This is a genomic window from Streptomyces sp. WZ-12 (assembly GCF_028898845.1).
Taxonomy (GTDB): Bacteria; Actinomycetota; Actinomycetes; order Streptomycetales; family Streptomycetaceae; genus Streptomyces.
The window spans coordinates 5,957,662-5,971,683 of sequence record NZ_CP118574.1 but is presented as its reverse complement, the minus strand read 5'-3'; the positions used below and the strand labels follow the sequence as shown (position 1 = coordinate 5,971,683).

At 73.1% G+C, this 14,022-nt stretch carries 11 protein-coding genes; 6 read left to right on the top strand and 5 right to left on the bottom strand.

All coding sequences use genetic code 11. The annotated features are described in order from the left end of the window. Positions 1 to 329 precede the first annotated feature (329 nt). The 3 genes from PV796_RS25760 (at position 330) to PV796_RS25750 (ending at position 2,419) form a co-directional block, all read left to right on the top strand. Entirely contained in the window at positions 330 to 1,082 is a 753-nt protein-coding gene (locus PV796_RS25760) for an MBL fold metallo-hydrolase (RefSeq protein ID WP_274915759.1), read from the top strand. Positions 1,083 to 1,184: 102 nt separating this feature from the next. After that, positions 1,185 to 2,018, top strand: coding sequence for a DUF3097 domain-containing protein (locus PV796_RS25755; RefSeq protein WP_274915758.1), 834 nt, complete (start codon positions 1,185 to 1,187; stop codon positions 2,016 to 2,018). Between the two features lie 125 nt (positions 2,019 to 2,143). Continuing rightward, positions 2,144 to 2,419: a DUF1876 domain-containing protein gene (locus PV796_RS25750; RefSeq protein ID WP_274915757.1), complete on the top strand. Its 276-nt coding sequence runs from the start codon at positions 2,144 to 2,146 to the stop codon at positions 2,417 to 2,419. A 135-nt stretch (positions 2,420 to 2,554) separates the two neighbouring features. Here the strand turns inward: PV796_RS25750 and hemW are convergent, their stop codons facing one another. The 4 genes from hemW to lepA form a co-directional block, all read right to left on the bottom strand. Further along, positions 2,555 to 3,787, bottom strand: a complete 1,233-nt coding sequence (gene hemW, locus PV796_RS25745) for a radical SAM family heme chaperone HemW (RefSeq protein WP_274915756.1) — start codon at positions 3,785 to 3,787, stop codon at positions 2,555 to 2,557. Positions 3,788 to 3,909: 122 nt separating this feature from the next. Beyond that, positions 3,910 to 5,952 (bottom strand): SpoIIE family protein phosphatase, encoded by a 2,043-nt coding sequence (locus tag PV796_RS25740; RefSeq protein ID WP_274919245.1) that lies wholly within the window; start codon positions 5,950 to 5,952, stop codon positions 3,910 to 3,912. Between the two features lie 238 nt (positions 5,953 to 6,190). Beyond that, entirely contained in the window at positions 6,191 to 8,080 is a 1,890-nt protein-coding gene (locus tag PV796_RS25735; protein ID WP_274915755.1) for an AMP-dependent synthetase/ligase, read from the bottom strand. A gap of 283 nt (positions 8,081 to 8,363) precedes the next feature. Next, entirely contained in the window at positions 8,364 to 10,235 is a 1,872-nt protein-coding gene (lepA, locus tag PV796_RS25730; RefSeq protein ID WP_274915754.1) for a translation elongation factor 4, read from the bottom strand. Positions 10,236 to 10,474: 239 nt separating this feature from the next. Between lepA and rpsT the strand changes: the two genes are divergently transcribed. Both rpsT and PV796_RS25720 read left to right on the top strand, forming a co-directional pair. Further along, entirely contained in the window at positions 10,475 to 10,741 is a 267-nt protein-coding gene (gene rpsT / locus PV796_RS25725) for a 30S ribosomal protein S20 (protein WP_274915753.1), read from the top strand. Positions 10,742 to 11,250: 509 nt separating this feature from the next. Then, positions 11,251 to 12,297, top strand: a complete 1,047-nt coding sequence (locus PV796_RS25720; protein WP_274915752.1) for a hypothetical protein — start codon at positions 11,251 to 11,253, stop codon at positions 12,295 to 12,297. 378 nt (positions 12,298 to 12,675) lie between these two features. Here the strand turns inward: PV796_RS25720 and holA are convergent, their stop codons facing one another. Continuing rightward, positions 12,676 to 13,662, bottom strand: coding sequence for a DNA polymerase III subunit delta (gene holA / locus PV796_RS25715; protein ID WP_274915751.1), 987 nt, complete (start codon positions 13,660 to 13,662; stop codon positions 12,676 to 12,678). Positions 13,663 to 13,762: 100 nt separating this feature from the next. Between holA and PV796_RS25710 the strand changes: the two genes are divergently transcribed. Further along, a complete protein-coding gene (locus PV796_RS25710; RefSeq protein ID WP_274915750.1) occupies positions 13,763 to 14,017 on the top strand; it encodes a hypothetical protein in 255 nt (84 codons plus the stop codon). Positions 14,018 to 14,022: the final 5 nt, after the last annotated feature.

Sequence of the window (14,022 nt, the reverse complement as noted above, 5' to 3'; positions counted from 1 at the left end):
AGTCGGCCGTCCCGCCGGTCGTCTCTTCACTGGCACTCACCTGGCCCGAGTGCCAGACCCGCAGCCAGTGTACGGCCGGGCGGAGCGGATACAGCAAGGGCGGGCGCACTGAGGGCTTACCCACCACCGCCTGATCCGACCCGGGGCCGCCCCGGAGAGTTCCCTGAGCGATCCCTTGGAAATCCCTTATACGACGGCTCGTTGGCGCTCCGGGCCCGCGCCACAGGCGCATCGCGGTGCGCCCCACGAGGTGCTCGTGCCCGCCGGCTTTCCGCCGGGTTTCCACCGGGTGCGGGGCAACGCTATCGCGGGGGCGCTAGCGTCCTGCCATGCGCACCACTTGGGAAGAGGCCGGCTGGGAGCGGCTCGGCACCGGCGTCGTCCGGCGCCGGATGCCCGGCTGGGACGAGACGATCGGCATGATCGCCGGCGCCGGCGGGGTGTTGCTCGTCGACACCGGTCCGACCCTCGCCGCCGGGGCGGAGCTGCGCCGCACGGTCCGCGGGGTGCTGGGCCGCGATGTGACGCATGTCGCGCTCACCCACCCGCACTTCGACCACGTACTGGGCACCGCGGCCTTCGCCGGCGTCGAGGTGTACGGCGCGGCGGGGGTGGCCGGGCTGCTCCGGGACGGCGGGGAGGCGCTGCGGCAGGACGCGGTCCGGCACGGCGTGGCCCCGCAGGCCGCCGCCGAGGCCGCGGACCACCTGGTCGTCCCGCGCCACCAGGTGGACGACCGAACGACCCTCGACCTCGGCGACCGGGAGGTGCTGTTGGCCGCCGTCGGCCCCGGTCACACCGCCCACGACCTGGCCGTCCTGGTACCCGGCCGGCCCGGTGAACGGGACGTCGTCTTCTGCGGCGATCTGGTGGAGGAGTCCGGCGAGCCCCAGGCGGGTCCGGACGCGGTGCCCGGGCGGTGGCCCGCCGCGCTCGACCGGCTGCTGACGCTGGGCGGCGAGGACGCCCACTACGTGCCGGGGCACGGCGCGGTGGTGGACGCGGCCTTCGTCCGCGCGCAACGGGACGCCCTGGCCGCTCGCTTCGGAACCGCCAACTCGCCCCGCCACGACCGCCGTTGACCTCGCACTCTTCCCGGTGTGCACACCGGCCCACCGCCCGTGGCGCCGCTCCTCCCCACCCGACCGACCGTCCGATCCCCGACCCGTAGGGAACCAACCCCCATGCACAGCAGGCACTACAGCCCCGACCTCACTCCCCCCTGGAAGAAGCCGAAGCCGGTGCCCGAGGTGCCGGCCGATCCCGGGCTGGTCGTGGAGGAGGTGGCCACGGGCTACTGCGGCGCGGTCATCCGGTGCGAGAAGACCGCCGAGGGCACGACGGTGACCCTGGAGGACCGCTTCGGCAAGCAGCGGGTGTTCCCGATGGCGCCGCGCGGCTTCCTCCTGGAGGGCCGGACCGTCACCCTCGTCCGGCCGCCGGCCCGCCCGGCGGCGAGCGGGCCGGCGCGCACCGCCTCCGGTTCCCTCGCGGTCCCCGGGGCCCGCGCCCGGGTCGCCCGCGCCGGCCGCATCTACGTGGAGGGCCGGCACGACGCCGAGTTGGTGGAGCGCGTCTGGGGCGACGACCTACGGATCGAGGGCGTCGTGGTGGAGTACCTGGAGGGCATCGACGACCTCCCGGCCATCGTGGCGGCGTTCTCCCCCGGCCCGGACGCCCGCCTCGGCGTCCTGGTGGACCACCTGGTCCCCGGCTCCAAGGAGTCCCGGATCGCGGCGTCGGTGACGGACGGGAACGTGCTGGTCGTCGGCCACCCGTACATCGACGTGTGGCAGGCGGTGAAGCCGTCGTCGGTCGGCATCGCGGGGTGGCCGCAGGTCCCTCGGGGCCAGGACTGGAAGACCGGGGTGTGCCGGGCGCTGGGCTGGCCGGAGAACACCGGCGCGGCCTGGCAGCGGATCCTGTCCCGGGTGCGGTCGTACAAGGACCTGGAGCCGGCGCTGCTGGGTCGGGTGGAGGAGCTGATCGACTTCGTGACGGCGCCGGAGGGCGCGTGACGGCGCGGAGGGCTCCGTGCCGGCGGCCGGCGCCCTAGGGAGGGCAGGGCGCCGCCCCGGTGCACGTCGTGCGCGGGGGCGGTGGCGAGCGCACTCTGGTAGCAGCGATGCCGGAGGTGACCGCCATGTTGAAGACCGCTGTCGGATGGCATGTCGAGATGGAATTCGAGGAGGACGTCCACCGCACCCGGGCCGCCGCGATGGTACGGCTGCCGGACGGGACCGAGGTGCGGTCCCATGGTTATGCCAGCCGCCATCCCGCCGACGGGAACCAGCCCCGGGTCGGCGAGGAGGTCGCGGGGGCCAGGGCCCTCAACGACCTGGCGATGCAACTGCTGACCAAGGCCCACGACGAGATCGACTCGGCGTCGGGCCGGTCGTCCCGCCCGTTGACGCACTGATCGAATCGAGGAGTCGGGGGGTGACGCCTTGGCCCTCGACGCGTCAACGCCCTGAGCCGTGGTGAAGTCCCCGGCGCCTTGGGGGCGTTGGGGGACGGGGCACGGGGTTCGAGAGCGAGCGGGGCGACCGGGGTGTCAGTCCACCAGGTCGCGGACGACCGCGTCCGCGAGGAGCCGGCCGCGGAGCGTCAGCACCGCCCGCCCGGCCTCGTACGGGCCGGGCGCCAGGAGGCCGTCGGCCAGCGCGCGGGCGGCGGCGCGGGCGCCCGCGGGGGCGAGGAGGTCCAGCGGGCAGCCGGCGGCGAGCCGGAGCTCCAGGAGGATCCGCTCGACGCGGCGGTCCTCGTCGGCCAGCACCTCGCGGCCGGCGCCCGGTGAGCGGCCCTCGGCGAGGGCCTGGGCGTAGGCGGCGGGGTGCTTGACGTTCCACCAGCGGACGCCGCCGACGTGGCTGTGCGCGCCGGGTCCGGCGCCCCACCAGTCGGCGCCGGTCCAGTACAGCTCGTTGTGGCGGCAGCGGGCGGCCTCGGTGGTGGCCCAGTTGGAGACCTCGTACCAGGAGAAGCCGGCGGCGGTCAGGCGCTCCTCGGCGATCAGGTAGCGGTCGGCGTGCACGTCGTCGTCGGTCATCGGGACCTCGCCGCGGCGGATCCGGCGGGCGAGTTGGGTGCCCTCCTCGACGATCAGGGCGTAGGCGGAGATGTGGTCCGGGCCGGCGGCGGTGGCGGCGTCCAGGGAGGCGCGCCAGTCGTCGTCGGACTCCCCGGGGGTGCCGTAGATCAGATCGAGGTTGACGTGCGCGAAGCCGGCCGCGCGGGCCTCGGCGACGCAGGCTTCGGGGCGGCCCGCGGTGTGCGTGCGGTCGAGGATCTTCAGGACGTGCTGGCGGGCGCTCTGCATGCCGAAGGAGACGCGGTTGAAGCCGCCCGCGCGCAGCTCGGCGAGGTAGCGCGGATCGACGGACTCCGGATTGGCCTCGGTGGTGATCTCGGCGTCGGGCGCCAGGCCGAACTCGTCGCGCAGCGCGGCCAGCATCCGGCCGAGGTCGGCGGCGGGCAGCAGGGTCGGGGTGCCGCCGCCGACGAAGACCGTCTGTACGGGACGGGGGTCGTCGCCCAGTACCTTGCGGGCCAGCCGGACCTCCTCGACGAGGGTGTCGGCGTAGTTGTCGCGGGAGGCCAGGGCGCCGCCGCGGCCGCGCAGTTCGCTCGCGGTGTAGGTGTTGAAGTCGCAGTAGCCGCAGCGGGTGGCGCAGTACGGCACGTGCAGATAGAAGCCGAGGGGGCGCTCGGCGGCGCCGGTCAGCGCATGGCGGGGCAGCGCCCCGTCCTCGGGCATCGGCTCACCATCTGGCAGTGCGGAAGGCATGGGGTCCATTGTCCGTCATGCCGGAGGGTTCCGGTTCGGGGTCCGGAATACCTCCCCCGCCCGCCCGGTTGTGGCCCCGCAGGGGGCCCTCGCACCCCCTACGGGACCCGTTCGACCGCCCCCTACGGGCGCCCACCCCCGCCCGCCGCCTGGAGCACCATCAAGGCCAGGTCGTCGTCGGGCGGGGTCGGCCCGAAGGCGTGGACGGTGCGGCGGATGTGTTCGGCGATGGCCTCGGCGCTGCGGCCGGCGGTCGCGGCGAGCGCGCCGGCCAGGCCGTCCTCGTCGTCGAAGAGCCGCCGGCCGCAGCGCCGCTCGGTCACCCCGTCGGTGACGCACAGCAGGGTCTCCCCGGGGCGCAGGTCGAAGGACTCGCTGACGTAGACCGCCTCCTCGACGACGCCCAGCAGCATCTGCGGCGCCGCCACGACCCGGACCGCCCCGTCGGTGCCGAGCACCAACGGGAGCGGGTGGCCGGCGCTGGCCAGGGTGCAGCGGGCGCCGCCGGTGCCGCCGCCGTACGGGACGATCTCGCCATAGAGGAGCGAGAGGAAGCGGGCCTGTTCGCCCTCCTCGCGGATCTCCACGGGGGACTCCGCGCCCGCGCCGGCCGCCGCCACCGCCGCCGCGACCGCCGCGACGGAGTCCGAGGCTTCCCTGGCCATGGTCTTGTTGAGCCGGTCGAGGACCTCGGAGACGCCGAAGCCGTCGCGGGCCAGCAGCCGCAGCACGGGGCGGGCGAGTCCGGTGACCGCGGCCGCCTCCGGGCCGCTGCCGCAGACGTCGCCGAGGGCGAAGCACCAGCGGCCGTCGCCGGCCTCGAAGAGGTCCCAGAAGTCCCCGCCGGCCCAGGCGCCCTCCCGCGGCTCGTAGACCACCGCCGACGCCACCCCGGGGACCCGGGCCCGCCCCTGCGGCAGCAGCCGGCGCTGGAGGACCCGGCTGATGCGTTCCTGGCGGCTGTAGGCGCGGGCGGTGGCGACCGCGCGGGCGGCCCGGCGGCACAGGTCCTCGATCAGCGCCACCGCCCCACCGGGGAACCGCCGCAGTCCGGCCCGGCCAAGCAGTACGGTGCCCAGCCGCCGGCCGCCGGTGACCAGCGGGCAGGCCAGCGCCGCGCCGTCGAACTCCCCGTCGCCGACCGGCCCGTCCGGCCACGGCCAGGGCACCGGCACCGGCCGGTTGCCGGCGGCGTCGGTCCTCAGGCCGGGCGGCTCCTTCTCCAATGCGGTGCGCAGCGCGTCGATCCGGCCCTCGTACATGTGCCAGACACGGGCGAGCCGCGGCGCCTCGCCGTCCTCGGTGAGGCCGCGGCCGGGGGCGCCGCCGTCGCCGTCGTGCAGCCACACCGCGCACCAGTCGGCGAGCCGCGGGACGATCAACTGGGCGGCCAGCGAGGCGACCTGGTCGGCGTCGAGCTGCCCGGAGAGCAGGTCGGACGCCTCCGCGAGGAAGGAGAGCGCACCGCTGTCGACGCCCCCGCGGCCGGGGTCCGGCCGGTCCTCGGGCGGGGCGGGGCGGCGCGGCACCGGGGCGAGGAGTTCGGAGGTCCGCAGGGCGCGCCGGAACGCCTGGCCGCCGTGGGCGTCCGCGGTGGCGTAGGCGTCGCAGGCATCGTCGACGGTGTCGGGTTCCGGCCAGCTCGCGTCGGGGCCGCCGACCGGCAGGCGGAACCACACCGTCTTCATCGCCCGCCGGTAGGTGACGCCCCAGGCTTCGGCGACCGCGCTGATCAACCGGAGCCCGTGGCCGCCGCCTTCGGGGGCGCCGGTGTCCTCGCGGGCCCGTACGGGCTGGGTGGGGTGCCGGTCGGAGACCTCGACGACCAGGCCGGGGCGGGGCGGTTCCTCGGGGGCGGCGTCCGGGAGGTCGTCGGGGTGCGGCAGCGACTCCTCGGCGGGGTCGAGCCGGCAGAGGAGCTCGACGGTGGTGCCCGCGTGCACCACCGCGTTGGTCACCAACTCGCTGACCAGCAGCACCGTTTCGTCCGCCAGCCGCTCGGTGAGGCGGTCGGCGCCGGGCAGGCCCCGCGCGCGCCAGTCGGCGAAGGCGGCCCGGACGAACTGCCGCGCGGCCGCCGCGGCCCGCGGGTCCCCGGGCAGCGTGGCACGCAGGGAGCGGGCGGCGGCCCCTGCGATGTCGTTCCGTCCGGCCGTAGTTGTCATCCTCATTGAGCAACTCCCGAGCGGTTCCCCAGCGGCGCCGGATGCGCCTCCCGTCAGGGTGACAGAACGAGCGCGCTCATAAGCGGTGAGTCACGGAAGTGCGTGGTCAGAGGTGGTGACGCGGCTGACGCATGACGTGATCGGTGGCCCCGGACCTCCCTGGGGGCGACGGCGGACGGGGTGCGGTGCGGGGCGGCGCGGGCCCGCCGGGGCGTGCGCCCGCACCGCGCCCTCCCGGCTACGCCTCCCGCGCGCCGGCGTACATCTCGTCGAGCAGGTCCTTGAACGCCCGCTCCACGACCGGTCGTTTGATCTTGAGGCTGGGGGTGATCTCCCCGTGCTCGATGTCCAGATCGCGCGGCAGCAGCCGGAACTTGCGGATCTGCTGCCACCTCTGGAGCCCCTCGTTGACGCGCTCCACGTAGCCGTCGATCAGCGCGCGGACCTGGTCGGTGGCGACGACCTCGGCGTAGCTCTTGCCGCCCAGGCCGCGCTCCTTGGCCCAGGTGAGGATGGTCGGCTCGTCCAGGGCGATCAGGGCGGTGCAGAAGTTCCGGTTGGCGCCGTGCACCACCACGTTGGAGACGAACGGGCAGACGGCCTTGAACTGGCCCTCCACCTCGGCGGGGGCGATGTACTTGCCGCCGGAGGTCTTGATGAGGTCCTTCTTGCGGTCGGTGATCCGCAGGTAGCCGTCGGCGGACAGCTCGCCGATGTCGCCGGTGTGGAACCAGCCGTCCTCCTCCAGCACTTCGGCGGTCCTGTCGGCCAGGCCGTGGTAGCCCTGCATGATGCCGGGGCCGCGCAGCAGGATCTCGCCGTCCTCGGCGATCCGCACCTCGGTGCCGGGCAGCGGCTTGCCGACGGTGCCGGTGCGGTACGCCTCGCCGGGGTTGACGAAGCTGGCGGCGCTGGACTCCGTCAGGCCGTAGCCCTCAAGGATGTGGATGCCGGCGCCGGCGAAGAAGTAGCCGATGTCCGGGGCGAGGGCGGCGGAGCCGGAGATCGCGGCGCGCAGCCGGCCGCCGAACGCCTCGCGCAGCTTGGCGTAGACGAGGGCGTCGGCGACCTTGTGCTTGGCGGCGAGCGCGAACGGCACCGAGGCGTTGCCGGTGTGCCGGAAGTTCTCCTGAGAGGTCTTGGCGTACTCCCGGGCCACCCCGGCCGCCCACTGGAAGATCTTGTACTTGGCGGCGCCGCCCTCCCGGGCCCTGGCCGCGACGCCGTTGTAGACCTTCTCGAAGATCCGCGGGACGGCGGCCATGTAGGTGGGCCGGACCACCGGCAGGTTCTCGATGATCTTGTCGACCCGGCCGTCCACCGCGATCACGTGGCCGACGGAGATCTGCCCGGCGGTCAGCACCTTCCCGAAGACGTGCGCCAGCGGCAGCCAGAGGTACTGCTCGTCGTCCGCGGTGACCATCCCGGTCGCCTGGATGGCGCGGGCCATGTACGCCCAGCAGTCGTGCGCCAGCCGGACGCCCTTGGGGCGGCCGGTGGTGCCGGAGGTGTAGATCAGGGTGGCCAGTTGGTCGGCGCGGAGCGCGGCGACGCGTTCCTTGACGCACTCCGGGTGCTGCTCCAGATAGGCGGTGCCGCGCTTCTCCAGTTCGGCGAGGGAGAGCACCCACCCCTCGGGGTCGTCGTCGGCGGGCCGGGCGTCGGTCTCGTCGATGACCACGACGTGGGCCAGCTCGGGGAGTTCGGCGCGTTTCTCGCGGGCCTTGGCGAGCTGTGCGGCGTTCTCCGCGATCAGCACCCGGCTGCCGGAGTCGGCCAGGATGAAGGCGGTCTCGTCGGCTTTGGTGGAGGGGTAGACGGTGGTGGTGGCGGCGCCGGAGCAGAGCACGCCGAGGTCGGCGAGGATCCATTCGACGCGGGTGTTGGCGGCCAGTGCCACGCGCTCCTCGGGGCGGACGCCGAGCGAGATCAGCCCGGCGCTCGTGGCGAGGACCCGCTCGGCGGCCTGGCCCCAGGTCAGCGTCTTCCAGTCGTCCGGGCCGGTGCCCGAGGCCGGCGGGACGGGGTAGCGGTAGGCCTCGGTATCCGGGGTGGCCGCGACCCGCTCCAGGAAGAGGGTCGCCACCGAAGGCGGCCGGTTGTCGATCAGCGTGTGAGTGTCGGTCACGGCGTCCTCCGGGGCCCGCTTCGTTGCTGGTGACTCGCGAGTAACCTTTGAGCAGTGATCAGAGTAGAGCGCGTGACGCCGCCGTGTAAGGGGCTGCACCCGACTGGTTCACGATGTGACCCGCGGGAAAGGTGCACATGACACGCGCTTGACAGGCGGGCTGACCCGGAACGACAACGGGGCGCCGGCCCCCGTCAAGGAACCGACGCCCCGCGAGCGGGCGCAGCGTCCACTCCGCCCAACTACGCCCCGCTTCTTGCTACTTCTTCTTCCTCCTGCTCCGCTACTTCTTCTTCGCGTCGCCGTCGGAGTCCGAGGACAGCACCGCGATGAAGGCCTCCTGCGGGACCTCCACGCTGCCGACCATCTTCATCCGCTTCTTGCCTTCCTTCTGCTTCTCCAGCAGCTTCCGCTTACGGGAGATGTCACCGCCGTAGCACTTGGCGAGGACGTCCTTGCGGATGGCGCGGACCGTCTCACGGGCGATGACCCGGCTGCCGATGGCGGCCTGGATCGGCACCTCGAAGCTCTGCCGCGGGATCAGCTCGCGCAGCTTGGCCACCAGCCGCACGCCGTACGCGTACGCCTTGTCCTTGTGCGTGATCGCGGAGAACGCGTCGACCTTGTCGCCGTGCAGCAGGATGTCGACCTTGACCAGGTCGGCGGTCTGCTCGCCGGTGGGCTCGTAGTCCAGCGAGGCGTAGCCGCGGGTCTTGGACTTGAGCTGGTCGAAGAAGTCGAAGACGACCTCGGCGAGCGGCAGGGTGTAGCGGATCTCGACCCGGTCCTCGGAGAGGTAGTCCATGCCCAGCAGCGCGCCGCGGCGGTTCTGGCACAGCTCCATGATCGCGCCGATGAACTCGCTGGGCGCCAGGATCGTGGCCCGGACCACCGGCTCGTGCACCGTGTCGATCTTGCCGACCGGGAACTCGCTGGGGTTGGTGACGGTGTGCTCCGCCCCGTCCTCCATCTGCACCCGGTAGATCACGTTGGGCGCGGTGGCGATCAGGTCGAGCCCGAACTCCCGCTCCAGGCGCTCCCGGATGACCTCCAGGTGCAGCAGGCCCAGGAAGCCGACGCGGAAACCGAAGCCCAGGGCCGCCGACGTCTCCGGCTCGTAGACCAGCGCGGCGTCGTTGAGCTGGAGCTTGTCCAGGGCGTCGCGCAGCTCGGGGTAGTCCGAGCCGTCGAGCGGGTACAGCCCGGAGAACACCATCGGCTTGGGGTCCTTGTAGCCGCCCAGCGGCTCCTTGGCGCCCTTGGTGAGCTGGGTGATCGTGTCGCCGACCTTGGACTGCCGGACGTCCTTCACCCCGGTGATCAGATAGCCGACCTCGCCGACGGACAGGCCGTCGGCCGACTTCATCTCCGGCGAGTTCGTCCCGATCTCCAGCAGCTCGTGCGCGGCGCCGGTGGACATCATCTTGATCCGCTCGCGCTTGCTGAGCGTGCCGTCGACGACCTTCACGTACGTCACGACGCCGCGGTACGCGTCGTAGACCGAGTCGAAGATCATCGCGCGGGCGGGGGCGTCCTTGACGCCGACCGGGGCCGGCACCTCGCGGACGACCCGGTCCAGCAGCTCGGGCACGCCGACACCGGTCTTGGCGGAGACCTTCAGCACGTCCTCGGGCTCACAGCCGACGAGGTTCGCCAGCTCGGCGGCGAACTTCTCGGGCTGCGCGGCCGGCAGGTCGATCTTGTTGAGGACGGGGATGATCGTGAGGTCGTGCTCCATCGCCAGGTAGAGGTTGGCGAGGGTCTGGGCCTCGATGCCCTGGGCGGCGTCGACGAGGAGGATGCAGCCCTCGCACGCGGCGAGCGACCGGGAGACCTCGTAGGTGAAGTCGACGTGGCCCGGGGTGTCGATCATGTTCAGGATGTGGGTCGTGCCACTTCCCTCTTCGCCCTCGGAGGGCTCCCAGGGCAGCCGAACCGCCTGGGACTTGATCGTGATGCCGCGCTCGCGCTCGATGTCCATGCGGTCGAGGTACTGCGCGCGCATCTGCCGCTGGTCGACGACACCGGTGAGCTGGAGCATCCGGTCGGCGAGCGTCGACTTGCCGTGGTCGATGTGCGCGATGATGCAGAAGTTACGGAGGAGCGCCGGGTCGGTACGGCTCGGCTCCGGCACGTTCGTAGGGGTCGCGGGCACGCAGGGTCCATTCAGTGAACGCGGGTAGGCGGGACTCGTGTCTTGTGAGGTCTCCCCCATCGTCCCATGAGCGCCGGGGGTGGGGCGGTTCGGGCATCCGGGACGGGCGGGGCGGGGGCCGGCCCGTAGCCCGGTTTGGGCGCGCGTAAACCCTGCTGGTAGCCTGGTCCACTGCGCTTCGTGCCCTCTCTCGTGCGAGGCGCAACTCGAAACTCCAACGAACCTGAAAAGGCTCTTTCGTGGCGAACATCAAGTCCCAGATGAAGCGGATCAAGACCAACGAGAAGGCTCGTCAGCGCAACAAGGCTGTCAAGTCCTCGCTGAAGACCGCGATCCGTCGCACCCGCGAGGCCATCGAGGCCGGTGACCTGGAGAAGGCCACCGCCGCGCAGGCCCTGGCGGCCCAGAAGCTCGACAAGGCCGTCAGCAAGGGTGTGCTGCACAAGAACAACGCCGCCAACAAGAAGTCGGCGCTGGCCAAGAAGGTCGCCGCCCTCAAGGGCTGACCTCCACCCGACCGCGCCCGTCGCGGTCACCCTGCCGTTCAGGGATCCAGCGGCCCCTCTCACCGCTCCCTGCCGGTGCACCACCGCGCCGCACGCGGCCTGCGTTCGCCACGCGGGTGCGGCGCCCAGGCTCTCCGCGGAATCCAATCCGCAGAGCAGCCACCTCTCAGCTAGATCCACCCGCCGTGGAGATCCACGGAGATCCACGGTGTGTGGAGCGGAAGACCTCGCCAGTGCCTTTTGGCCCGGCGGGGTTTTTCGTTGGGGCGGGCGGGGGTTGGGACTGGAGGGCTGCCGGTGAAGACCGGGGGTTCTGCTAAGGGTTGGGGAGCTGGCGGGTGGTGGGGCTTTCGTTGCCTGGTGAGTTGGTCGCTACGGAGCTGGGTGCTCGTCGCGCGTGAGGGTGCGGGGACGCGTGGAGAGCCCCGGGACGCTGAACTGCCGGCCGTAGAGCGGGCGGGCCGCTACGGGCCGGATCCGATGCCGGAGTTGTCCGCTACGCTGCCGCCATGTCCAACACGGGGGACCAGAACGATCCCTTCCCGGTGCCACAGCCTCCCGCCTACGGCCCGCCGCCCGCACCGCAACCGCCGGTGCCCGCCCAGCAGAACCCCTACGCCCACCCGCTCCCGCAGGGCCCCCAAGGTCCGCAGAACCCACCGGGTCCGCCCCCGGGAGCACCGTCCGCGCCGCCCCGAGTACCGGGCGGCTACGGCTATCCGACGCCAGGCACCCCGGGTGTACCGGGCGCGGCCTACGGGGCACCGCCCGGCGGCGGCCCGGGCGTTCCCCCTGGTGCCCTCCCCGTCGCCCTCCCCGGCATCGAGACGCGCCGTCAGGGCACCGCTGCCTCCGCCTCCGGCTGGCTGTGGGCCGTCGGCGGCGCGGTGGCCGCCACCGCGATCGGGGCGTCCGTGCTGTTCGCCACCGGCGCGTTCTCCTCGGAGCCCGACCCCGAACTCAAGGGCTACGCCTACCGGTCCGACCTGTGCGCCGCGACCTCCCTCACCCCGTTCGAGAGCGCCGGGTACAAGGCGAAGCCGAGCCCCGGCGGCGGCACCGGCTCGGGTTCGGGCACGCCCGGCGCACCGAGCCCGTCGTCCCCGCCGAACCCGCAGCACAGCGGGACCCGGATGAACTCCATGGACTCGATGTGGTGCAACGTCTCCCTCGCCGCGGGCAACACCGGCCCCACCGCCGGCTACTCCTCGACCTGGATCTACAGCTCCGCCACCCTGCACAAGAAGGCCGACCCGGCCCCGGAGTTCGCCGACATCTACCGCTCCTACGAGAAGCAGCAGACCTCGATCGCGTACAAGGTCGAGCCCGTGTCCGGCATCGGCGACGAGGCGTATCTCATCACCCGCAACGACGCCCCCGGCAGCAACAACAACTCCTACGTGATCCTCGCCGTCCGCGACGGCTGGATGACGTACCAGTCGACCTGGTCCAGCTATACGGCGAGCAGCAGCGGCGCCAAGCCGCCGACGCCGGCCGAGATCGCCACGATGCTGGAAACCAGCGCGAAGGAGACCCTCCAGCAGTTGCAACGCTGAACCGCCGGGCCGGAGCGCCGAGGTGGCCGAGAAGGGGCGCCGACGGGTGAGGTGCCGGGGCGAGTACCGGGTTGCGGTGTCGCCCCCTGCCGCGCCGAACTGCGGTGCGGGGCAGCGGAGATGGGCCGGGTGGGGGGCTCGGGTGAGGGTGCGCCGCGGTGGCGCCCCGCGCTGAACCGCGGTGGCGCCGGGCTTCGCCGATCGACTGACCGACCGATCGGCTGGCGTATGACCGGTCGGCTGGCGTATGACCGGTCGGCTGCCGCGTGGGGCGCTGGCTCCGCGGCGCCAGCGCACCTCACCGCCACTGCCACCGGCGCCCGCGCCACCGCCCGCGCCATCAGCTCGCCGCCTGGCCGCCTCGCCGCCGCCCTGGCGCTATCGCCGCGAGCGGGCCGCCCGTGCGATCGCCACCACGGCCTTCTCCAGGGCGTATTCGGGGTCGTCCCCGCCGCCCTTCACCCCCGCGTCGGCCTCGGCCACCGCGCGCAACGCCGCCGCCACGCCGTCCGCCGACCAACCGCGCATCTGCTGCCGGACCCGGTCGATCTTCCAGGGCGGCATGCCCAGTTCGCGGGCGAGGTCGCCGGGGCGGGCACCGCGCGGGGCGGAGGCCAGCTTGCCGATGGACCGGACGCCCTGCGCCAACGCGCTGGTGATCATGACGGGGGCGACCCCGGTCGCGATCGCCCAGCGCAGCGCCTCCAACGCCTCGGCGGCCCGCCCTTCGACCGCACGGTCGGCGACGGTGAAGCTGGACGCTTCCGCGCGGCCGGTGTAATAGCGGGCGACCACGGCGTCGTCGATCATGCCCTCGACGTCGGCGGCCAACTGCGCGCACGCCGACGCCAGCTCGCGCAGATCGCTGCCGATGGCGTCCACCAGTGCCTGGCAGGCTTCCGGCGTGGCCGAGCGGCCGGACGCCCGGAACTCGCCGCGGACGAAGGACAGTCGGTCCGCGGGCTTGGTCATCTTGGGGCAGGCCACTTCGCGCGCCCCCGCCTTACGGGCCGCGTCCAACAGCCCCTTGCCCTTGGCGCCTCCGGCGTGCAGCAGGACCAGGGTGATCTCCTCGGCGGGCGAGCCGAGGTACGCCTTCACGTCCTTGACGGTGTCCGCCGACAGGTCCTGGGAGGCGCGCACCACCACGACCTTGCGCTCGGCGAAGAGCGAGGGGCTGGTCAGCTCGGCGAGGGTGCCGGGCTGGAGCTGGTCGGGGGTGAGGTCGCGCACATCGGTGTCCGCATCGGCCGCCCGGGCAGCGGCCACCACCTGCTGCACCTCGCGGTCGAGCAGCAGCTCCTCCTGGCCCACCGCGATCGTGACGGGGGCGAGCGGGTCGTCGTTAGCTGTCTTCCTGGCCATCGCGTCCAGCATCCCACGCCCCACTGACAACCCCGCCCGCACCGGGCACCGGGCGCCCGCCCCGGTGCTCCGCCGCTCGCCCCTGACCGACAATGGACCGGTGAACGACACCCACAACGGACGCCACGTCCTCGTCCTCCCCGACCGCGACGCCGCCGAGGAGCTGGTCGAGGCCCTGACGGAACGCTTCGGCGTCACCGAGGAACCCCAGCTCGTACGGGACGCCCTGGCCGGCGAGGACGACGCCGAGGACGCGCAGTGGCTGGTCGTGGTCGAGGACCCCGACGCCTCCTACGACGCGGCCGGCCTGGCCGCCCTCGCCGGGGAGTGCGACGGCTGGCGCGAGGCCGAGTAACGCCA